This is a genomic window from Embleya sp. NPDC020886 (assembly GCF_044333915.1).
Classification (GTDB): domain Bacteria; phylum Actinomycetota; class Actinomycetes; order Streptomycetales; family Streptomycetaceae; genus Embleya.
The window spans coordinates 229,037-249,141 of the sequence record NZ_JBIRRX010000006.1 but is presented as its reverse complement, the minus strand read 5'-3'; the positions used below and the strand labels follow the sequence as shown (position 1 = coordinate 249,141).

Annotated in this window: 19 protein-coding genes; 12 read left to right on the top strand and 7 right to left on the bottom strand. The window is 72.0% G+C overall.

Translation table 11 applies throughout. The features are described 5' to 3' along the window. The first annotated feature begins 37 nt into the window (after positions 1-37). Positions 38-2,452: an ATP-binding cassette domain-containing protein gene (locus ACH4U8_RS23180; RefSeq protein WP_395779838.1), complete on the top strand. Its 2,415-nt coding sequence runs from the start codon at positions 38-40 to the stop codon at positions 2,450-2,452. Positions 2,453-2,480: 28 nt separating this feature from the next. On the opposite strand, the gene ACH4U8_RS23175 is transcribed toward ACH4U8_RS23180, so the two are convergent. Beyond that, positions 2,481-2,921, bottom strand: coding sequence for a MarR family winged helix-turn-helix transcriptional regulator (locus tag ACH4U8_RS23175; RefSeq protein ID WP_395779836.1), 441 nt, complete (start codon positions 2,919-2,921; stop codon positions 2,481-2,483). Positions 2,922-2,971: 50 nt separating this feature from the next. Between ACH4U8_RS23175 and ACH4U8_RS23170 the strand changes: the two genes are divergently transcribed. The 7 genes from ACH4U8_RS23170 to ACH4U8_RS23140 all read left to right on the top strand — a co-directional run bounded on the left by ACH4U8_RS23170 (position 2,972) and on the right by ACH4U8_RS23140 (position 11,412). Then, positions 2,972-4,111: a substrate-binding domain-containing protein gene (locus ACH4U8_RS23170; RefSeq protein WP_395779834.1), complete on the top strand. Its 1,140-nt coding sequence runs from the start codon at positions 2,972-2,974 to the stop codon at positions 4,109-4,111. Between the two features lie 54 nt (positions 4,112-4,165). Then, complete coding sequence (locus ACH4U8_RS23165; protein ID WP_360310731.1) at positions 4,166-5,620, top strand: APC family permease; 1,455 nt, start codon at positions 4,166-4,168, stop codon at positions 5,618-5,620. Further along, positions 5,617-6,636 carry an acetamidase/formamidase family protein gene (locus ACH4U8_RS23160; RefSeq protein WP_360310729.1) on the top strand — a complete coding sequence of 340 codons (1,020 nt, stop codon included), beginning with the start codon at positions 5,617-5,619 and terminating at the stop codon, positions 6,634-6,636. Before ACH4U8_RS23165 ends, ACH4U8_RS23160 begins: the two co-directional genes overlap by 4 nt. A 1,187-nt stretch (positions 6,637-7,823) precedes the next feature. Continuing rightward, positions 7,824-8,252, top strand: coding sequence for a hypothetical protein (locus ACH4U8_RS23155; protein WP_360311769.1), 429 nt, complete (start codon positions 7,824-7,826; stop codon positions 8,250-8,252). 216 nt (positions 8,253-8,468) lie between these two features. After that, positions 8,469-9,149, top strand: a complete 681-nt coding sequence (locus tag ACH4U8_RS23150) for a uracil-DNA glycosylase (RefSeq protein WP_360311767.1) — start codon at positions 8,469-8,471, stop codon at positions 9,147-9,149. 239 nt (positions 9,150-9,388) lie between these two features. Then, a complete protein-coding gene (locus ACH4U8_RS23145) occupies positions 9,389-10,678 on the top strand; it encodes a MurT ligase domain-containing protein (RefSeq protein WP_360311765.1) in 1,290 nt (429 codons plus the stop codon). Next, on the top strand, positions 10,678-11,412 hold the full coding sequence (locus ACH4U8_RS23140; protein WP_360311922.1) for a glutamine amidotransferase: 735 nt from the start codon (positions 10,678-10,680) through the stop codon (positions 11,410-11,412). The genes ACH4U8_RS23145 and ACH4U8_RS23140 overlap by 1 nt, the downstream gene beginning before the upstream one ends. Before the next feature lie 75 nt (positions 11,413-11,487). Here ACH4U8_RS23140 and ACH4U8_RS23135 read toward each other — a convergent pair whose 3' ends face one another. The 3 genes from ACH4U8_RS23135 to ACH4U8_RS23125 form a co-directional block, all read right to left on the bottom strand. Continuing rightward, positions 11,488-12,555 (bottom strand): cation diffusion facilitator family transporter, encoded by a 1,068-nt coding sequence (locus ACH4U8_RS23135; protein ID WP_395779832.1) that lies wholly within the window; start codon positions 12,553-12,555, stop codon positions 11,488-11,490. Continuing rightward, positions 12,552-12,938, bottom strand: a complete 387-nt coding sequence (locus tag ACH4U8_RS23130; protein WP_360311761.1) for a metalloregulator ArsR/SmtB family transcription factor — start codon at positions 12,936-12,938, stop codon at positions 12,552-12,554. Before ACH4U8_RS23130 ends, ACH4U8_RS23135 begins: the two co-directional genes overlap by 4 nt. A 232-nt stretch (positions 12,939-13,170) precedes the next feature. Next, positions 13,171-14,061, bottom strand: a complete 891-nt coding sequence (locus ACH4U8_RS23125) for a PaaX family transcriptional regulator C-terminal domain-containing protein (RefSeq protein ID WP_395779830.1) — start codon at positions 14,059-14,061, stop codon at positions 13,171-13,173. 44 nt (positions 14,062-14,105) lie between these two features. Here ACH4U8_RS23125 and ACH4U8_RS23120 point away from each other — a divergent pair, with 44 nt between their 5' ends. The 3 genes from ACH4U8_RS23120 (at position 14,106) to ACH4U8_RS23110 (ending at position 17,172) form a co-directional block, all read left to right on the top strand. Then, positions 14,106-15,272: an LLM class flavin-dependent oxidoreductase gene (locus tag ACH4U8_RS23120; RefSeq protein ID WP_360311757.1), complete on the top strand. Its 1,167-nt coding sequence runs from the start codon at positions 14,106-14,108 to the stop codon at positions 15,270-15,272. 74 nt (positions 15,273-15,346) lie between these two features. Then, positions 15,347-16,411 (top strand): zinc-binding dehydrogenase, encoded by a 1,065-nt coding sequence (locus ACH4U8_RS23115; protein ID WP_395779828.1) that lies wholly within the window; start codon positions 15,347-15,349, stop codon positions 16,409-16,411. Positions 16,412-16,743: 332 nt separating this feature from the next. Continuing rightward, complete coding sequence (locus ACH4U8_RS23110; RefSeq protein ID WP_360311753.1) at positions 16,744-17,172, top strand: ATP-binding protein; 429 nt, start codon at positions 16,744-16,746, stop codon at positions 17,170-17,172. Positions 17,173-17,241: 69 nt separating this feature from the next. Here the strand turns inward: ACH4U8_RS23110 and ACH4U8_RS23105 are convergent, their stop codons facing one another. Continuing rightward, entirely contained in the window at positions 17,242-17,766 is a 525-nt protein-coding gene (locus ACH4U8_RS23105; protein ID WP_395779826.1) for a GNAT family N-acetyltransferase, read from the bottom strand. 49 nt (positions 17,767-17,815) lie between these two features. On the opposite strand from ACH4U8_RS23105, the gene ACH4U8_RS23100 reads away from it, so the two are divergent. After that, positions 17,816-18,388, top strand: a complete 573-nt coding sequence (locus ACH4U8_RS23100; RefSeq protein ID WP_360311749.1) for a TetR/AcrR family transcriptional regulator — start codon at positions 17,816-17,818, stop codon at positions 18,386-18,388. Positions 18,389-18,416: 28 nt separating this feature from the next. On the opposite strand, the gene ACH4U8_RS23095 is transcribed toward ACH4U8_RS23100, so the two are convergent. Together ACH4U8_RS23095 and ACH4U8_RS23090 are read right to left on the bottom strand one after the other, a co-directional pair. Next, a complete protein-coding gene (locus tag ACH4U8_RS23095) occupies positions 18,417-19,403 on the bottom strand; it encodes an NAD-dependent epimerase/dehydratase family protein (RefSeq protein ID WP_395779824.1) in 987 nt (328 codons plus the stop codon). Between the two features lie 87 nt (positions 19,404-19,490). Further along, positions 19,491-19,991, bottom strand: coding sequence for a MarR family transcriptional regulator (locus tag ACH4U8_RS23090; protein ID WP_360311745.1), 501 nt, complete (start codon positions 19,989-19,991; stop codon positions 19,491-19,493). Positions 19,992-20,105: the final 114 nt, after the last annotated feature.

Here is a 20,105-nt window from a genome sequence, read left to right as displayed (position 1 = left end):
AGGACAACCTTCGGCCGGTGGCGCAGGGAGCGGTGTGATGACCGAGCACGATCCGTTCGTCCGGGTGCGCGGGGCGCGCGAACACAATCTGCGAAACGTGGACGTGGACATCCCGCGCGACGTGTTCACGGTGTTCACGGGGGTGTCCGGATCGGGCAAGTCCTCGCTGGCCTTCGGCACGGTGTACGCGGAGGCGCAGCGGCGCTACTTCGAGTCGATCGCGCCCTACGCCCGGCGGCTGATCCAGCAGGTCGGCGCACCGCACGTGGACGAGATCAGCGGATTGCCGCCGGCCATCGCGTTGCGTCAGCAGCGGTCCGCGCCCACCTCGCGCTCGACGGTGGGCACGCTCACGACGCTGTCCAACTCGTTGCGGATGCTCTTCTCCCGGGCCGGCGACTACCCGCCCGGCGCGGAGCCGGTGGACTCGGACGCGTTCTCGCCGAACACCGTCGCCGGCGCCTGCCCGAACTGTCACGGCCTGGGTCGGGTGCACGAGGTGAGCGAGGAATCGCTGGTCCCCGACCCGAGCAGGTCGATCCGGGACGGGGCGATCGCCGCGTGGCCGGGTGCCTGGTACGGAAAGAATCTGCGCGACATCCTGGCCACGCTCGGCTACGACGTGGACCGGCCGTGGCGCGAACTGCCCCGGGTCGAGCGGGACTGGATCCTGTTCACCGACGACCAACCGGTGGTCACCGTGCACCCGGTGCGCGACGCGAGCCGGATCCAACGCGACTACCAGGGCACGTACAGCAGCGCGCGGCGGATCGTGCTGAAGACGTTCGCGAGTTCCAAGAGCGCGACGCAGCGCAAGCGGGTCGAGCGTTTCCTGACCAGCGGGCCGTGTCCGGTGTGCCACGGCCGAAGGCTGCGCCCGGCTTCGCTGGCGGTGACCTTCGCCGGCTTCGACATCGCCGCGCTGGTCGCCCTGCCGCTGGTCGAGGCGGCGAAGGTGTTGGCCGGTGCGGGGGACGCCGGCGAGCCGGCCGCGACGATCTGCGCCGACCTGGTGGCCCGGATCGCGGTGCTGGTGGAGTTGGGCCTGGGTTATCTGAGCATGGATCGGGAGACGCCGACCCTGTCCTCGGGCGAGTTGCAGCGGCTCCGGCTGGCCACCCAGTTGCGGTCGGGGCTGTTCGGGGTGGTGTACGTGCTGGACGAGCCGTCGGCCGGGCTGCACTCGGCGGACACCGAGGCGCTGCTCGTGGTGCTCGATCGGCTGCGCGCGGCGGGCAATTCGCTGTTCGTGGTCGAGCACCGGATGGCGGTGGCCCGCCGGGCGGGCTGGCTCGTGGACGTGGGGCCCGGCGCGGGCGAGGGCGGCGGCCGGATCCTGTACAGCGGTCCCCCGGACGGGCTGCGCGCGGTGGCCGACTCGGCGACCCGCCGATTCCTGTTCCCGGCGGGTCCGCCGCCGGCTCGGGAGCCGAGGTCGCCGACCGGCTGGCTGACGCTGACCGGGGTGCGGCTGCACAATCTGCGCGACCTGGACGTGCGGCTGCCGCTGGGCGTGTTCACGGTGGTCACCGGGGTCTCCGGCGCGGGCAAGTCCAGCCTGATCGGCGGGGTGCTGGCGGACGTGACGGCGGAGCACCTGGGCACCCGGGCGCAGGAGGACGAGGAACGTCGGCAGGAGTCCGGCGAGATCCGAGCGGTCCGCGGTCTGGAGGTGATCGACCGCCTGGTGCGGGTGGACCAGAAACCGATCGGGCGCACGCCGCGCTCGAACCTGGCCACCTACACCGGTCTGTTCGACACGGTCCGCAAGCTGTTCGCGGACACCGACGCGGCGCGCGAGCGTGGGTGGACCGCGAGCCGGTTCTCCTTCAACGTGGACGGCGGGCGGTGCGAGACGTGTTCGGGCGAGGGCTTCGTCGCGGTCGAGCTGCTGTTCCTGCCGGGGACGTACGCGCCGTGTCCGACCTGCCGGGGGGCGCGCTACAACCCGCCAACGCTGGAGGTCGCCTACCGGGGGCTGAGCGTCGCGGACGTGCTCGGGCTGACCGTGGACGCCGCCGCCGACTTCCTGGCCGAGGTGCCGGCCGCCGCGCGCAGCCTGACCACACTGCGCGAGGTGGGCCTGGGCTATCTGCGGCTGGGCCAACCGGCGACCGAGCTGTCCGGCGGCGAGGCGCAGCGGATCAAGTTGGCGAGCGAGCTGCAACGGGCCCGGCGTGGGCACACGTTGTATCTGTTGGACGAGCCGACGGCCGGACTGCATCCGGCGGATGTCGAATTGTTGATGCGTCAATTGCACGGGTTGGTCGCCGCGGGCAACACGGTGGTGGTGGTCGAACACGACCTGGACGTGATCGCGGGTGCGGACTGGATGATCGACATGGGCCCGGGTGGTGGGGCCGATGGTGGGCGAATCGTGGCGAGCGGGGTGCCTGCGGAGGTGGCGACGGCGGGGGTGGGGGTGACCGCGCGGTATTTGGCGGGGCGGTGACGGGGGCGACGGGTGGCCCGACGCGCCGTCAGTCGGTCCGTGGTTCGGCCAGGAAGGCGAGCAGGGTGGCCGGATCCTCGCTCGCGCACGCGGTTCGTACGGCCGATTCGTGTGCCTCGGCCAGCGCGTTCAGCCGGGTCAGGCGATCGTGGCCGCGTCGGGACAGATGGGCCGCGATCCGGCGGCGGTCGATGCCGGACTGACGTCGGTAGATCCAGCCGTCGTCCACCAGCGCGTCCACGATCCGGGTCAGACTGGCGTGCGGGATCAGCAGGCGCTGCGCCAGATCGCCCATCAGCCGGCCCTCGCCGTCGCCCAGGGCGCGCAGCACGAGCCACTGGTCGAAGGTGCAGTCCTCCTCGGCCAACGCGTGGGTCAGCGTGCGGGTGAGGCGGCGCTGCGCGAGGGTGAGCAGCTCGACCAGGAGCGGCGGCGCGACGGCTCGCTCTGCGATTTCGCCGGCGGACATGCTCATCACCCCTTCGCCAGGCCGTTCCCAGGAGCATACTTACTCGCCTTATGAGCGTCGAGACAGTCCTGATCGAGCCGCTCGACGCGCTGTATTCCGACCGGGATCCCCAGGTGCTTCGAGTGGGACTCGTGGTGCCCCAGTCCGGTGCGCTGGGGATCATCGGGCCCTCCGCGGTGGATGCGGCGCTGCTCGCGGCACACGAGATCAACACGGCCTGCGGTGTGCGCGACCGCCCGATGGAGCTGGTCCTGGTGGACGCCGGCGGCCCGCCCGACCGGGTCGCGGCGCAGGTCGGGATGCTCGGCGACGCCGGCGCGGTGGACGTGCTGGTCGGTTTCCACACCAGCGACGTGCATCGCGCGATCGAGGCGGTGGTCGGCGGCCGGACGCCGTACATCTTCACCCCGCCGCACGAGGGCGGCGGCCGGTTGCCCGGGGTGGTCTGCACGGGTGTCGACCCGATGCGGCAACTGCGCGAGTCGATCGGGTGGCTCACCGAGCACCATCGGCTGCGGCGGTGGGCGCTGATCGGCAACGACTACATCTGGCCGCAGGCCATCCACGCCGCCGCCGGCCGGTTGATCGCGGACGCGCGCAGCAGTGTGGTGTACGAGCGGCGGGTGGGCTTCGGCGCGGTGCGGACCGGGTTGGACGAGTTGTTCGCGGGCCTGCGGAGCACCCGGGCCGACGCGCTGCTGCTCAGCCTGATCGGCCGTGATCTGGTCGACTTCAATCGGGCGTTGCGGCACGCCGGGCTGGATCGCATCCTGGTCCGGCTGTCCGGCTCGCTGGAGGAGAACGGGCTGTTGGCGTACGGCGGGGACGACACCGGCGCGATGTACGCGGTGATGCAGTCGTTCGCGTCGCAGACCGACGATCGCCGGTTGGGTCTGGCCGAGCGGCACCGGTCGTTGTTCGGTCCGCAGGCGCCGGTGTTGGACGCCTACGCGGAGGGCCTGTACGACGGGCTGCATCTGGTCGCGGCGTTGGCCGCGCGGGGCGCGCTCGCGCCGAGCGGGTTGGCGGCGGCGGTGGATCGGCTGTTGGACGGGGGGTCGGACGCGGCGCGTGGGGCCTGGGCGCGCTCACCGTTGGGGCCGCCGCGTCGGCAGGTGTACCTGGCTCGGGCGGAGGGGCTGGATTTCGCCGTGTTGCCGCGGCGAGAAAGTACTTCCATTTGGAAATAACTGGTTCTAAGGTCTCTTCGAGACCCCTCGGGGTCGTCCCGAGGAGAGATCGACATGAGCGAAGTCCCCACGCCCGCATCGACCGCAAGACCCGGCTCGACCGGTGGTTCCGGTTCGTCCGGTGGTTCCGAGTCGATCGAGAAGTACGGCTACAAGCAAGAGCTCCGCCGCTCCCTGAGTTTTCGTGATCTGCTCGTCTACGGCCTGGTCTTCATGGTCCCGATCGCGCCGTTCGGCATCTTCGGCGGCGTGTTCCAGGGCTCCGGCGGCATGGTCGCGCTCGCCTACGTCATCGGCATGGTCGCGATGATGTTCACCGCGCTGTCCTACGCGCAGATGTCCCAGGCGTTCCCGATGGCCGGGTCCGTGTACTCCTACGCCGGACGCGGCATCGCCGCCCCGGTGGGCTTCCTGGCCGGCTGGATGATCCTGCTCGACTACATCCTGGTCCCCGGCCTGCTCTACCTGATCGCCGCCGTCGCGATGAACTCGCTGGTCACCTCGATCCCGGTGTGGATGTGGGTGGTCGGGTTCGTGTTGCTGAACACGGCGGTCAACTACCTCGGCGTGGCGATGACCGCCAAGGTCAACAAGATCATGCTGATCGGCGAACTGATCATCCTGATCGTGTTCATCGTGATCGGCGTGGTCGCCCTGATCGACGGCAAGGGCCGCGGCTTCGACTTCACCCCGATCTACAACAGCGACACCTTCTCCTGGAGCCTGGTCTTCGGCGCCGTCTCGATCGCGGCGCTGAGCTTCCTCGGCTTCGACGGCATCTCGATGTTGTCCGAGGAGAACAAGGACTCGGCCAAGGCCATCGGCCGGTCGATGGTCGCCGCGCTGCTCCTGGCCGGGACGTTGTTCATCGTGCAGACGTGGGTGGCCTCGCTGCTGGTGGCCGACCCCAAGGCGCTGATCGACAACGGCGATCCGGACGGCACCGCGTTCTACGACGCGGCCCGGGTCGCGGCGGGCGGCTGGCTGGCCAAGCTCACCGCGGTGGCCACCGCGATCGCCTGGGGCTTCGCCAACTCGCTGGTGGCCCAGGCCGCGACCTCGCGCCTGCTGTACGCCATGGCCCGGGACCGGCAACTGCCGTCCTTCCTGGCCAAGGTGCACCCCAAGCACCGGGTCCCGGTCAACGCCACGCTGCTCGTCGCCGCGATCTCGCTCGCCCTGGGCCTGTACACCAGCACCCGCGACGACGGCATCACCACACTGAGCAGCCTGGTCAACATCGGCGCGCTCACCACCTTCCTGGTCCTGCACGTGTCGGTGGTCGTGCACCATCTCGTCCGGCAGCGCAGCCGCGACTACTGGCGACACCTGATCGCGCCCTCACTCGGCTTCGCGATCCTGGCCTACGTCGTCTACAACGCCGACGGCGACGCGAAACGGCTGGGCGGGATCTGGTTCGCGATCGGCCTCGCCCTCCTCGCCGGCCTGGTGCTGGCGGGCCGTCGGCCCCAAATTTCCGCCATCGACCAGGTCGAGGAACCCGTATGACCCTGCTCGAAGTCGTCTCGCTGAGGCCGACCTACCACCAGTACGCCTACACCTTCGGCGGACGCCGACCCCTGGTCACCGTCCGCCCGGGCACCATCGTCGAACTGTCCACCGAGGACTGCTTCGGCGGCAACGTCAAGGGCATCGACGACCTGCCCAGCGCGGTGTGCACCTTCCCCTACCTCAATCCGGTCACCGGACCGATCGCGGTCGAGGGCGCCGAACCCGGGGACACCCTCGCGGTGCACTTCGTGGACATCACGCCCGCCCGCGACTGGGGCATCTCCAGCACCTTCCCGCACTTCGGCGCACTCACCGCGACGAACACCACGGCGATGCTGCACGCGCCGCTGGAGGAGAGGGTGTGGGTGTACGACCTGGACGTCGCGGCGGGCATCTGCCGCTTCCGGGCCCGGAAGAGCGACTTCACCGTCGACCTGCCGCTGGACCCGATGCACGGCACCGTCGGCGTCGCGCCCGCCGGCGGCGAGACGCTGATGTCGATCACCCCGGGCGCGCACGGCGGCAACATGGACACCCCCGAGATGCGCGCCGGCACCACCGCGTACTTCGGCGTCAACGTCGCGGGCGGCATGCTCTCGATCGGCGACGGCCACGCCCGGCAGGGCGAGGGGGAGGTCTGCGGGACGGCGGTCGAGGCCGCGATGCGCACGGTGATCGTGGTCGACCTGATCAAGGGCGGTGCCCCGGTGTCGCCGCGCCTGGAGAACGACGACCACCTGCTCACCACCGGCTCGGCCCGCCCCCTGGAGGACGCCTTCCGGATCAGCCAGCGCGACCTGGTGGACTGGACGGCGGACCTGCTCGACCTGGACCTGCTCGACGCCTACCAATTGGTCAGCCAGACGGGGCTGGCCCCGGCGGCGAACGTGTGCGACACGAACTACACGATGGTGGGGAAGCTGCCGAAGGCCCTCCTCGGCCGACACCGCGCCTACGAGGGCCGACACGACCACCTGCGGGCGGTGGCGGCGGCCTACTTGGCGGAGCGGTGAGGGGCGGGGCGGGCGGGCTTCGGGTGGGGTGAGGTTGCGGGGCTGGGGGGGTCGGCCGGCTGGTTGGATGGAGTGGGGCGTTCGTCCAGGCGGATGTTTGGTGAGGTTGGGGGGCTTGGGGTTGAGGAGGGGTGTTGGCCTTGGTCGGCGGGTTGGCGGGCGGGTTGGCGGGTGGGCTGATCGGCTGGCCGGCGGACGGGCTGACCCGCGGACCGGCTGGCCCGCGAACCGGCGGACCGGCTGGCCGGCTGACGGGCTGAGCAACTGAAGGGCCTGCCGGCCGAGCCGCACGGTATGGACCCCGGGACCCAGGCCATTGGTCCCGGCGCCCGGCGTGTGCCGCCCCCGTGCCGGGCGGGAGGGGACATCCCCGGGGAGTACGCGTCCGCCGACGCGGATCCTTTTGGGAACCCGGGGATGTTCCCGCAACTGCGCGCACGGGGCGCAGCAGGCGTGGCGGGCCGAACGGTGGGCGGGGTGGTGTCCTGGGGCGAGCGGCATCGTGCGTGAAGCCGGCCCGCAAGCTGGAGTCGTGGGCGGAGCGTGGCGGTTCGCCGGGGTCGCGAGTGGAGCGACGCGGTGAGCGAGGGTGCGTTGAGCGCGACTGGGCTGGGTTGTGAGTGGAGCGGGTCGGGGGGCCTGGGTGGTGGGCGGAGCGAGGGGGTGGGCCCGGGTCGTGAGCGGAGCGAGCGGGTGGGCGGCTTTCGGCGATGCGGCGCTGCTTTTTATTGGGCGCCTTCGGCGCCGGCTCGCGAGGCACCACTTTTTTGTTCCGTCGCGGGCTCCTCCACAAAAAAGTGGCCCCTCGCTCGTGACTTCGTGTCCCTTCGCTTCGCTACGGGTCACGAAGTCTTTGTTTTGCGGCTCCGCCGCTCTCCGCGCTGCGCGTCGATCGCGCGGCTCACCTGTCTCGGGGGCGCTGACGCGCCGGGGGGCGGGGCGGGTCGGCGGGTTGGGGGAGGCCGGCTGTGGCGCGTGTGTCGCGGTGGTGGTCGTGCCTGGTTGGCTTGAACCTGCCTGGTTCGTCGCTCACTTGCCTCGGGGGGCGGGTGGGGGTCGGGGTCGAAACCGGGGTGGAGGTTGGGTGCGTCCTGGGGGTGCGGGGGCTGCGATGTGGGGCACCGCTACGGTGTGGGCCGCCGGTCGTTGGGCCGGGGGGTGCGAGCTGGTTTCGATAAGGGGCTGTGGTGGCGGTTTCGGGGGCGATATCCGGGTCGGCCGGACGGATGGCGGCGGTATTGGCGGCGGGGCGGGTGGCCGCCGGGGTGGTGTCCATGGTGGCTCCGCGCGGTGGGGTGTGGTTGCGGCCCACCGCGGCCCGGGAGGCGTCGTTGCTCGGCCGCGGTCTCGGGGCGCGGGACGTGTTGTTGGGCGCAGGCGTGCTGCGCGCGTTGGCGGCGGGGCGGGGCAGTGCCGAGTGGGGTTGGCTCGTGGTGGCCTCGGATCTGGTGGACGGGGCCGGCGGGGCGCTCGAATGGCGCCGGCTGACCCCCGCGGAACGCACGTGGGTGGGCGCGGTCTTCGCGTTGGCCGCGTGCGAGGCGGCGGTGGCCCTGTCGCTGGCCGGCTCGGATGCCGAGGACGCCTGGGACATGGTGACGGGCCTGATCGAGTAGCCGGGCAGGCGCGTCGAGCGGGCAGCCGAGGCAACCGGCCTTCGCAGCCCGACGCAAACGTTTCGACCGCAGCCGGGTGATCGCTACCGTGGGTCGGGGGGCGCGGCACCGACGCGCGGCGCCGCGACCAAGTCCCCTCCCCCGCACGCTCGTACCCTGGTCGGCGCGGGTGCGGCCGTGCGGGAGTGTCACTCGTTTGCCCTATGCTCAACTCCCATGGTGGCGCGGCCGTTGGGCGAACTTGTCGAGGCAGGATGGGCGAAGGCCCTGGAACCGGTGGCGGGCCGAGTGGCCGCCATGGGCGAGTTCCTGCGAGGTGAAATCGCCGCCGGGCGGCGGTACGTACCGGCGGGCGCGAACGTGTTGCGGGCGTTCACCCAACCGTTCGCGGACGTACGGGTGCTGATCGTGGGTCAGGATCCCTATCCCAACCCCGGGCACGCGGTGGGGTTGAGCTTTTCGGTCGCTCCGGAGGTGCGTCCGCTGCCCGGTTCGCTGATCAACATCTTCACCGAGATGAACCGCGACCTGGGCCTGCCGATGCCCACCAACGGTGATCTGACCCCGTGGGCCGACCAGGGCGTGTTGCTGCTCAACCGCGCGCTGACCACCGCCCCCGGTCGGCCCGCCGCGCACCGCGGCAAGGGCTGGGAGGAAGTCACCGAGCAGGCGATCAAGGCGCTCGCCGCGCGCGGCACCCCGCTGGTGTCGATCCTGTGGGGTCGCGACGCCCGCAATGCCCGGCCGCTGCTCGGCCCGGGCGCGGCCGTGGTCGAGTCCGCGCACCCCTCCCCCATGTCGGCCGCCGGCGGCTTCTTCGGCTCCCGCCCCTTCTCTCGTACCAACGACCTCCTGGTGGGCCAAGGCGCCCAACCGGTGGACTGGCGCCTCCCGTAACCCGAAGGCACCAACACCCGCCCCCGGGCCCGCCGCAGGACACCCGTGCTCCGGCCGCGGCACCGGGCACACACCGCCCCACCGGCACCGCCGCAACCGAAACGCCGACCCCGCGCGTCCACGCCTATACGCACCGCCGCCGGCGACGGAAGGTGGTGTGATCTCGATAGGGTGGCGGCCGGTACAACCGGTCATGGGCCACCGCCGGTCGGGGCCGTCGCTTGGAGGAACCTTCTTCGATGTCAGGCAATAGCGTTCCCGGCCAGGGGGGTGCGCCGCAGCGCTCCTCCGAGGCGTTGCCGCCGCGTTCCAAATTGGCGATCACCGCGAGTCGGGTGACCGCGGCCATCTCGCGGCGCGCCGGCAAGGGCAGCGGTTCGGTCATCGGCGGCAAGCTCGCGCTGCGACTCGCCCCGGACCTGCTCGCGCAGTTGTCGGTGGGGCTGCAGGTGGTGCTGATCTCCGGGACCAACGGCAAGACCACCACCACCCGCCTGGTCGCCGAAGCGATGCGCGCGGCCGGCCCGGTGGTGTCCAACGCGCTGGGCGCGAACATGCCGGCGGGCATCACCTCCGCCCTCGCGGGCGCGGGCAACGAGGCCCGCTACGGCGTGATCGAGGTCGACGAGAAGTACCTCGCGGGTGTCGCCCGCGACTCCGACCCCGTCGCCATCGCGCTGCTCAACCTCTCCCGGGACCAGCTCGACCGCGCCGCCGAGACCCGGATGCTCGCCGAGAAGTGGCGCGAGGGTCTGCGCGGGCGGGACGCGATCGTGGTCGCCAACGCGGACGACCCGCTGATCGTGTGGGCCGCGTCCTCCAGCAAGGACGTCTTGTGGGTGGCCGCCGGGCAGACCTGGCAGGAGGACTCCTGGTCCTGCCCGCAGTGCGGCGGCGTGATGCAGCGTCCGGGCGACGACTGGTTCTGCTCGGAGTGCGACTTCCGTCGTCCCTCGCCCACCTGGTCGCTCGCCGGCGATCGCATGGTCGACCCGGACGGGCAGGTGTGGCCGCTGCACCTGCAACTGCCGGGCCGGGCCAACCGCGCCAACGCGGTCACCGCCGCGGCCGTCGCGTCGTTGTTCGGCGTGCCCGTGGAAGCGGCGCTGGAGCGGATGAAGCACGTCACCGCCGTCGCCGGCCGCTACGACGTGGTCGACTACATGGGCCGCAAGTTGCGCCTGCTGCTGGCCAAGAACCCGGCCGGCTGGGTCGAGACGTTCTCGCTGATCGACCCGCCGCCCACCCCGGTGATCCTGTCCGTCAACGCGCTCGACGCGGACGGCAAGGACACCTCGTGGATCTGGGACGTCGACTTCACCCAGCTCGCCGGTCGCCCGCTGATGGTCCTGGGCCAGCGCCGACTCGACCTGGCCGTCCGGCTGGAGGTCGCGGGCCTGCAGTTCCAGGTCTTCGAGACGCTCGGTCAGGCGGTCGCGGCCTCGCCGCCCGGCCAGATCGAGGTCATCGCCAACTACACGGCGTTCCAACAGCTTCGCAAGACGATCAAGGAAGCGGCCCACGCATGATCGGTGAGAGCAGGCTGCGCCTGGTCTGGATCTACCCGGACCTGCTCAGCACATACGGCGACCAGGGCAACGCGCTGATCGTGGAGCGCCGCGCGCTGATGCGCGGCATCGAGGTCGAGCGGGTGGACGTACGCTCCGACCAGCCCGTGCCCACCTCCGGCGACATCTACCTGATCGGTGGCGGCGAGGACCGGCCGCAGCGGCTGGCCGCCGAACGCCTGCGCCGCGACCCGGGGTTGGCCACCGCGGTCGGCGCCGGCGCCGCGCTGCTCGCGGTGTGTGCCGGCTACCAGATCATCGGCAACGAGTTCATCGACGACCTCGACCAGGCCGAAGCCGGTCTGGGCCTGCTGGACGTACGCTCCGGCAGGGGCGCGCCCGGCAAGCGCTGCGTCGGCGAGGTGCTGGCCGAGGTCGACCCCGCGCTCGGCCTGCCGGTGCTCTCCGGGTTCGAGAACCACCAGGGCGTCACCCACGTGGGCCCCGGCGCCAAGCCGTTGGCCCGGGTCACCCACGGCAACGGCAACGGGACCGGCGACGGCACCGAGGGCGCGTACGCGGGTCGGGTGATCGGTACCTACATGCACGGGCCGGTGATGTCGCGCAACCCGGCGCTGGCCGACCTGCTGCTCACCTGGGCCACCGGCGTGCCGCTGACCCCGCTGGGCGACCACTGGCACGAGCAGCTCCGCTCCGAGCGCCTGCGCACGGTCCGCGCCGCCGCCTCGAACTGAGCGAAGAGCAGATGGGCCGAGGGCCCGCGTACCGCCGAGCGGTACGCGGGCCTTCGGTCTTGTCGGCGCTCCCCGTCAGCGCGTGTGCACCGTCCCGTGCGGGTCCTCGCAGTGCCCGCGTGTCGTGCCGATCGCCAGCACCGCCGGGTCGGCGTGATCGACCTGAAGCGTCGTGTGGGTGATCGCGTACCGTTCGCGCAGCCGCTCCTGGAGCCGGTCGCGGACCCGGTGGCAGTCGTCCCCGGGCTCGACCAGGACGTGTGCGGACAACGCCGGGAAGCCGGACGTGATGGTCCAGATGTGCAGGTCGTGCACCTCGGTGACGCCCTCGACCGAGGCCAGGTCCGCCCCGACCGCGTCCGGTTCGATGCCGTTGGGGGCCGCCTCCAGGAAGATCCGCCACGACTCGCGGACCAGCACGATGCCGGACTTGAGCATCAGCGCCGCCACGATCAGCGAGGCGATCGCGTCGGCCCGGGCGAAGCCGGTGGTCAGCACCACGACGCCGGAGATCAGGGTGGCGATGAACGCCCACAGGTCGTTGAGGATGTGCTGGTAGGCGCCCTCGACGTTGAGGCTGGAGCGGTTGGCCCGGGAGATCAGCCACGCCGCGATCACGTTGATCACGATGCCGACCGCGGCGGTGACGATCACCAACGAGCCCTCGACGTCGGGCGGCGAGATCAGCCGCCGGACCGCCTCGTAGGTGAACCACACCGCCAGGACCAGGAACGTGATGCCGTTGATCTGCGCGGACAGGATCTCCGCCCGCTTGAACCCGTACGTCCAGCGCCCACGCGCGGGCCGGGCCGCGAGCCGCATCGCCACCAGCGCGAGCCCGATCGCGAACGCGTCGGTGACCATGTGGCCGGCGTCGGTGATCAACGCGAGCGAACTCGCCAGGATGCCGACGGTGACCTCGACCACGATGAACGCGCCGATCAGCACGAGCGCGGCGGTCAGGTAGCGGCGGTCCGCGTCCGCGGCCACCCCATGCGAGTGACCGGCGTGCCCGGCTCCCCCGTGGTCGTGCCCGTCGTGCCCGTCGTGCCCGCCGTGGCTGCCGTGCGCCGGATCCGGCTCGCGGGTCGGCGCCGTGGACCCGGCCGCGTCCGGGCCGTGGTCGTGGTCGCGGGTGGTCATGAAGTCCCTCCGGGGAGCTCGTTCGCGCAGCCGGTGTGATCGGTGGCGGGGGCGTGACCGATGTGCGCGAGCGCCACGTCCAGGAGCAGCCGAACGTGCGCGTCCGCGAGGCGGTAGTAGGCCATCCGGCCCGCCCGGCGCACCGTCACCACCTGGTGTGCGCGCAGCAACCGCAGTTGGTGCGAGACCGCCGATTCGCCCTGCCCGCAGGCGGCGGCCAGGTCGCGGACGCACAGCTCGCCCTCCAAAAGCGCGACCAGCAGGGTGAGTCGGCCGGGGTCGCCCAGGAGCGCGAACACGTCCGCGGTCTCGGCCAGGTGCGGGCCGTCGGGCAACCGCGATCGCACCGAGTCCACCAGGTCCGCGTCCACCGGCTGCGCCACCGGGTCACCTCCACTTTCGCGTGGTCGCCCACGTCCGCCGTCGTCTCGACTCGGACATCGTATCGTCTGAACAGCTCTTCATACGAGCATGAGAAGAAGATAGGGGCAGGGGGTATCCACACGCAAGCGCGCCGCGCCGTTCCCACCACCGCGCCGCACCCGTTCCCGCAAACGCGTAACACCCGTTCCCGCAGGCCCGCCGCGCCCGTTCCGAAGCCGCGGCCGGCCCCGCTCAACCCCGCCGAGGATCCCGATCCAGGTGCGCCCACCACCGCTGCGCCGGTTCGTGGACTTGGTGCCACGTAGCCACGAACAGGTCGCTCGCCGCCGCCCCCGGCCAATCCGCCGGCAGCAGCGCGGCGGGCAGGCGCGGGTCGCATTCGAAGGTCAGCCGCCACGCGTGCACCAGCCGGGTACGCAGCTCGAACGCCTCCGCGTCGGTGTTCGCCCGCGCGCCGGCGAACCGGTCGACGAACGCCTCCAGGACCACCCGGATCGCGGCCGGGTCCCACGCCTGTTCGACCAGGGCCCGTTCCCGCTCCGGGTCGCTCACGCTCGACGTCATCCAGGTCGCGTGCCCGGCCAGGCCCTGCTCGGCGATCAGCGCCCGCAACGCGCCCACCCCGCCCGGGTCCGCCGCGATCCACACCCCCCGCCCCAGATCGCCGAAGCCCTCGAAGGCGAGCTGCTCCTCGACCACCGCGCGGGCCTCGCGCAGCGTCGCCGGCGGGCGGAACAGCAGTTGTTGCCACTGTCCCGACCAGGGCGTCTCGCGGGTCGCCCGGGCGAGCCGCTCGGTCCATCCGGTCAGCAGCCGATACAACGACGGCGCGAGGGTCAGCCGGGTGTACCGCCCCTCGGCCCGGGCCACCAGCCAGCCCTCCCCGGTCAGCCTGGTGATCGCCCGCCGGGTGGCCGCCTCCGGCACCCCCAGCGCGTCGAGCGCCGCCACGGCCGTCGGCGACCACACCCCGTCGTGCCCGGGCCAGCGCACGTACTCCCCCAGCACGGTCAACAACAACGTGCGGGCGCTGGGCCCGCCATCGGCGGTGCGCCGGGTGCGCGGCCCGGTGCGACCGGCGGGCGTACCCCTTGTTTCCTCGCGATCCTCCAGGTAGGACATAACTCATCCAAGCATGTTCTTGTGTCCTACGAAAGGTCCAGCCCGTGTCAGAGGCCGCTCCGCCGACCCGCTTCGGTGCCTTCATCGCCCCCTACCACGGCATCGACGGCAACCCCTCGCTGCAACTGCGCCGGGACCTCGACCTGGTCGAACACCTGGACGCGCTCGGCTTCGAGGAGGCGTGGATCGGGGAGCACCACTCGGCCGGATACGAGACGATCGCCTCGCCCGAGGTGTTCATCGCCGCCGCCGCCGAACGCACCACCCGGATCCGACTCGGTACCGGCGTCAACTCGCTGCCGTACCACCACCCGCTGGTGCTGGCGGACCGCATCGTGCAGCTCGACCTGCAATCGCGCGGCCGGGTGATGTTCGGTTCCGGGCCCGGCCAACTGGCCTCGGACGCCTTCATGATGGGCATCGACCCGATGCGCCAGCGCGCCATGATGGCCGAGGCGCTGGCCGCGATCGTCCCGCTCCTGCGCGGCGAGACGGTGACCATGCGCACCGACTGGTTCACCCTGGACCAGGCCCGGCTGCACCTGGGCCCGTACACGCGCGCCGGCATCGAGACCGTGTGCGCCTCCACCGTCTCGCCGTCCGGATCGGTCCAGGCCGGCACCCACGGCATGGGCCTGCTCTCGCTCGCCGCCGCCGACCCGTCCGGCTTCGCGGCGCTGTCCACGAACTGGGACGTCTACGCCAAGACCTGCGCCGAGCACGGCCACGTCGCCGACCGCGAGCGCTGGCGCCTGGTGGTGCCGATGCACCTCGCCGAGACCACCGAGGCGGCGCGCGAGCAGGCCGAGTACGGCGTGCACCACCTGGTCGACTACATCCAGGGGTTGTCCGGGATGACCATGCCCTGGGGGGCGACGCCCGGGCAGGCCGTGGCGCAGTGGACCGGCGAGGGTTTCCCGACCTTCGGCGTGGCGATGATCGGCACACCGGCGCAGGCGATCGAACGCATCACCGCGATGGCCGAACAGTCCGGCGGCTTCGGCACACTGCTCCTGCTCGACCTGCCGATCGCGCGACCGGCGGACAAGCGGCGCAGCTACGAACTGTTCGCCGAGTACGTGGTCCCGCACTTCACCGGCGCCAACCGTCCCCGGCAGTCCTCGATGGCCTGGGCGCACGACAACAGCGAGCGCTTCATCGGCGCGCTGCGTCAGGCGGTCGTCGCGGCGATGACGCCGCCCGCCTCCTGAACCCGTCCACGCACGTTCGTTTCGGCGATCCGGAGCACCGGTGAGCCGTCGACCCGACAGGGAGATTGCCCAACATGCGAGCAGCGGTACTACGCGGCGGCGCGTTCACGGTCGAGGACATCGCGGCACCCGAACCCGGCGAGGGGCAGGTCCTCGTGGAGACGATGGCCTGCGGGATCTGCGGCTCGGACCTGTCCGCGTACAAACACACGGCCGAGTTCCTCCGGGCGTCCATCGATTCCGACACGCCGTCGTTCGTCTTCGACCCGGACGCCGACCTGGTGATGGGTCACGAGTTGTCCGCGCGGGTCGTGCGGCCCGGGCCGGGGGTGACCGGCTTCGAGGAGGGCGAGGTCGTGGTCGGCCTGCCCTGGGCGCTGGACGGCGGTGGCGTATTGCGCACCATCGGCTACTCCAACACCTTCCCCGGCGGCTTCGGCGAGCGCATGGTGATGCAGGCGGCGGCCCTGGTCAAGGTGCCCGCACACGTACCGGCGCACGTCGCCGCGCTGACCGAGCCGCTCGCGGTCGGCTTCGGCAACGTGGCCCGCTCCGGCGCGGAGAAGGGCGGCGCGGCGATCGTGATCGGCGCCGGGCCGATCGGCCTGGGCGCGATCGCCGGCCTGATCGAGCGCGGCGTGGCCCCGGTGGTGGTCTCCGAACCCTCCCCGCGCCGCCGCGAACTCGCCCGCGCGTTCGGCGCCCACGTCGTGGTCGACCCGGCCGAGCAGGACCCGTTCGTCGCGTGGCGCGAGATCGCCGAGCCGGGGCAACCGCTGACGATCTTCGAGTGTTCGGGCAAGGCCGGCATGTTCGATCGCATCACCTACGCCGCGCCGCGCGGCGCCACGGTGTTGCTGATCGGAGTGTGCATGACCGAGGACACCTTCCGACCCGTGGTGGGCATCTACAAGGACCTCACGGTCAAGATGTGTCTGACCTATCCGCCGGAGGAGTATCCGAAGACGCTGGCCCGGATCGCCGCCGGCAGCGTGGACGCGGCGGCGCTGGTCACCGGCCAGGTGGGCTTCGGCGGGGTGGCCGCGGCGATCGACACGCTCGGCCGGCCGGACGAGCACGTCAAGGTCCTGGTCCGCCCACATTTGGAGGGGTCGGGCGTACATCCCGCCACGGCGTAGCGGCGGAGCCGGGTACGGGCCGGGTCCGGGGGACGCGCGGGGCGGGTGTCACGCGTAAGGGTGGACCCCGGCCGGTCCGCCCTGGCGCGCGCCGTGCGCGGACGGCGCGCTCGCCAGGGCGTTTCGTTCGCGCACGCCCCCGAACGCCCCGCCGAGCGGGGTGTGGAAGTGTCGCAAACGGGACGCACCGGGTGTCGGAATCGGTACGCTCCGAGGGAATTCCCTCGGAAGATCCGTACACCCGCCATCGGGGACATCATGAGTCACACCGGGCACCGTCACGGTGCCGTGTCCGTCCATCGCGTGACCGCCACCGGCTCGGGAGGCGCGGTATGACCGTGCTCAATGACGCCCATCCGGTGTGTCGGTTCGATCTGCCGCCGCACGAGGCGGAGGTGTCCGCGGCCCGACGCAAGGTGGTCGCGATCGCCGTCGGGTGGGGCATGCCCGCCCACGGCGATCTCGCGGACACGCTGCGTCTGGTCGTGTCCGAGTTGGTGACCAACGCGGTCCGGCACGCGGGGGTGTTGACGCCGGCCATCGGCGTCACCGTGTGCGGCACCGACGACGGCGGGGTGCAGGTGGGGGTGCACGATCGACATCCGTTCTGCCCCAAGGCGCTGTTGGAGACCGTCGACGACGACAGCGGGCGCGGCCTGTTGATCGTCAAGGCCCTGGTCGCCGAGGCCGGCGGGTATGCGGGGATCCAGCCGGACACGACCGGCGGCAAGACGGTGTGGGTGACGCTGCCGCTGCGCTGAGCCGGCACTCGGGCCGTCGTCGGGCCGGGGCGGGCGCCGATCCCGGATCGATTCCGGGGTCGACGCCGATCACCACTTCAGGTCGAAACGTTGCCTGACGGTGTCGATTCCCCAGGTCCGGGCCGGGTGTTCCTCGGTCAGGGCGAAACCGGCCCGGTCGTACAGGTGCCGGGATGCCTCCAGGCCGGCGATCGTCCACAGGTAGACGCCGACCGCGTCGCGCCGACGGGCCTCGGCCAGTGCGGTGTCGAGCAACGCACCACCCACCCCGCGACCGCGCGCGGCCGGATCCAGGATCACCCAGCGCAGCCGCGTCCACCCGTCCTCGGCACGGGTCAACCCGATGCCGCCGAGCACACGTTCGGTGTCCCGGTCGTCCTGGGCGACCCACATCCGACCGGGCCCGTCGTCGCCTTCGCGGGTTCGGGCCAATACGAGTTCGGCCATGCCCGCGGCGACGCCCGCCTCCATCGTCGCGTCCATGCCGTATTCGCGGCTGTACAGCACGCCGTGCAACGCGGCGAGCGCGCCCAGGTCGCCGGGACGCGTCGCGTCGCGAATGCTCACGCCGCGCGTGCTCGGTGTCGAGGTCATGGTCTCGATACCCTTCACTGAAACAGTTGTTTCAGTAGAGAGTATGCGGATGACCGCCGACGTGAAACCCCCCACCTCCGCCCGCCGTGACGAGCTGCTCGCCGCGAGCGCGGCCTACGTCGCCGAGCACGGGCTGGCCGAACTCTCGCTGCGCCCGCTGGCCCGGGCGATCGGCTCCAGCCCCCGTGTACTGCTCTACCTGTTCGGCGCGAAGGAGGGACTGGTCCGGGAGATCCTCGACGTCGGCCGCGCCGAGCAACTCGCCCTGGTCGCCCGCGCCGACGGCCACCCGGGCACCGCCCGGGAGACCCTCGACCTGCTGTGGACCTGGCTGGTCGCCCCCGAACGCCGAGGCGCGCTCCGCCTGTTCTTCGACGGCTACGTGCGATCCTTCGACGGGCCCGACGGGCCGTGGTCCGACTTCGCCGGCAGGTCCCTCGACGACTGGCTGCCCCCGCTCCGGCGCGTCCTGGCCGACCACCCGGTGCCGCCGACCCTGGTGCTGGCCGTGCTGCGCGGCCTGCTGCTCGACCACCTGGCCGGCGGCACGCCGGACCATCGGGACAGGGTGCAGTCGGCCTGGACCGCCTTCCTGGACCACTCCTTCCCGCCGCCCGGGTGACACCCGCCCACCCCGGCGCGCCGGCGGCTCAGCCCAGCGGAAGCTTGGCCTCCTTCTCCGGCGGCAGGCCCACCACCGGGCGGTCCGGGCGTTGCGGCACGACGCCGTTCACCGAGCGCAGCCAGGTCCACGTGTCGGCGACGGTCTCCTCGACCGGGCGCACCCGCAGGCCGGCGGCCAGCGCCTTGCGCACGTCGCGCCGGTGAATGCCGTCGTAGTCCTCGCCCGCCGGGAGCCAGATCGGCAGTTCGAGCCAGGGCTGGATGCCCGCGGCCAGGATCGTGTCCGGGTCGATCCAGCGCAGTTCGGCGTCCGAACCGGTGATCCGCACGCACAGGTCGAGCAGCTCGCCCATCGTGGTGTGGCCGGTCGGCCCGACCAGGTTGTAGGCGCCGCTGCGACCGGCCTCGGCCGCGTCCAGAGTCCACTCGGCCAGGTCGCGCGCGTCGATGTACTGGAGCCGCGCCTCACGCGGACCCGGAGCCGGGACGAGGCCGCCGCGGGCGATCCGGTTCAGCCACCACGGGAGCCGGCCGATGTTCTCCCGCGGACCCAGGATCAGCCCGGCCCGCGCGTGCACGTACCGGTCGCCCAACGCCTGCTCGACGGCGATCTCGGCGCCGCGCTTGGCCCGGGGGTAGGACACGTCGTCGCCGTCGTCGGGCGCGGCCTCGACCAGGGCCGCCTCCTCGCCCAGTCCGGCGGGCGTCGGCTGGTCGTACACCGAGCAACTGGAGATGTAGACGTAACGCCCGACGCGGTCGGCCAACAGCTCGGCCGAGGCGCGGACCACGCGCGGCGCGGCGCTCCAGGTGTCCAGGACCACGTCCCACTCGCCGTCGGCGAGCGCGGCCAGACCGCCCACAGTGGTCCGGTCACCCACCAACGACCTTATGCCGGACGGAAGTTCGTGCCGACCGCGATTGAACACGGTCACGTCCCAGTCCCTGGCCGACGCGGCGTCGGTGACGGCGCGGCCGACGAACTCGGAACCACCCAGAATCAGAATTCTCATGCCCCGACTCTGCCCACCCGCGACGATCACCGGAAGCACCTCACGCTCTGGGCGGAATCGCTGTCGGCGTAAACCCGCGGCCACCGCTCATCCCCCGTCGCGCGGCGGGCACGAGCGCCCGTCCCGGACCGCCCCCGGCTCCACCGCCTCGTACTCGGCCAACTCCCGGTCCACCAACCGCAACAGCCGCAACAACTCGGCCCGATCCGCCTCGCCCAGTCGATCGAAGACGGCCGCACCCGCACCCTGCCGGATCGCCCGGATCCGACGCAGCTCGTCCCGCCCCCGCTCGGTCAACTCCACCAGCGTCGCGCGCCGATCCAGCGCGGAGGTACTGCGCCGGACCAGGTCCCGCGCGGCCAGATCGTCCACCACGGTGGTCGCCGAGCGCGGCACGATCTCCAGCCGCGCCGCCAGATCCGCCATCCGCAGCGGCTCCTCGGCGTGCGCGAGCACCTTCATCGCATGCGCCTGAGCCGGCGTCAGACCCAACGGGGCGAGTTCCCGGCCGGCGCGCACCCGAATGCGCCTGGCCAGCCGCATGAACAAATCGCCGATCGGCGCCGAGCTGGATTCCGGCGAACTCACGCGTGTCACGTCCAGGAGACAGGGACCCGAGCGGATCCGAATACCCCCCATTGTCCCGCCGCCCCCGACCCGGGACGACGGGGGTGGTCACGGGCCGCTCCGGGCGGTCACGCC

What these genes read in the sequence shown, in the direction of transcription:
- ACH4U8_RS23105 (WP_395779826.1), bottom strand. Translation starts at nt 17,766, where the DNA reads ATGACCTCGACACCGAGCACGCGCGGCGTGAGCATTCGCGACGCGACG.
- ACH4U8_RS23135 (WP_395779832.1), bottom strand. Translation starts at nt 12,555, where the DNA reads ATGACCACCCGCGACCACGACCACGGCCCGGACGCGGCCGGGTCCACG.
- ACH4U8_RS23125 (WP_395779830.1), bottom strand. Translation starts at nt 14,061, where the DNA reads ATGTCCTACCTGGAGGATCGCGAGGAAACAAGGGGTACGCCCGCCGGT.
- ACH4U8_RS23100 (WP_360311749.1), top strand. Translation starts at nt 17,816, where the DNA reads ATGACCGCCGACGTGAAACCCCCCACCTCCGCCCGCCGTGACGAGCTG.
- ACH4U8_RS23165 (WP_360310731.1), top strand. Translation starts at nt 4,166, where the DNA reads ATGAGCGAAGTCCCCACGCCCGCATCGACCGCAAGACCCGGCTCGACC.
- ACH4U8_RS23160 (WP_360310729.1), top strand. Translation starts at nt 5,617, where the DNA reads ATGACCCTGCTCGAAGTCGTCTCGCTGAGGCCGACCTACCACCAGTAC.
- ACH4U8_RS23170 (WP_395779834.1), top strand. Translation starts at nt 2,972, where the DNA reads ATGAGCGTCGAGACAGTCCTGATCGAGCCGCTCGACGCGCTGTATTCC.
- ACH4U8_RS23150 (WP_360311767.1), top strand. Translation starts at nt 8,469, where the DNA reads ATGGTGGCGCGGCCGTTGGGCGAACTTGTCGAGGCAGGATGGGCGAAG.
- ACH4U8_RS23145 (WP_360311765.1), top strand. Translation starts at nt 9,389, where the DNA reads ATGTCAGGCAATAGCGTTCCCGGCCAGGGGGGTGCGCCGCAGCGCTCC.
- ACH4U8_RS23110 (WP_360311753.1), top strand. Translation starts at nt 16,744, where the DNA reads ATGACCGTGCTCAATGACGCCCATCCGGTGTGTCGGTTCGATCTGCCG.
- ACH4U8_RS23115 (WP_395779828.1), top strand. Translation starts at nt 15,347, where the DNA reads ATGCGAGCAGCGGTACTACGCGGCGGCGCGTTCACGGTCGAGGACATC.
- ACH4U8_RS23180 (WP_395779838.1), top strand. Translation starts at nt 38, where the DNA reads ATGACCGAGCACGATCCGTTCGTCCGGGTGCGCGGGGCGCGCGAACAC.
- ACH4U8_RS23175 (WP_395779836.1), bottom strand. Translation starts at nt 2,921, where the DNA reads ATGTCCGCCGGCGAAATCGCAGAGCGAGCCGTCGCGCCGCCGCTCCTG.
- ACH4U8_RS23095 (WP_395779824.1), bottom strand. Translation starts at nt 19,403, where the DNA reads ATGAGAATTCTGATTCTGGGTGGTTCCGAGTTCGTCGGCCGCGCCGTC.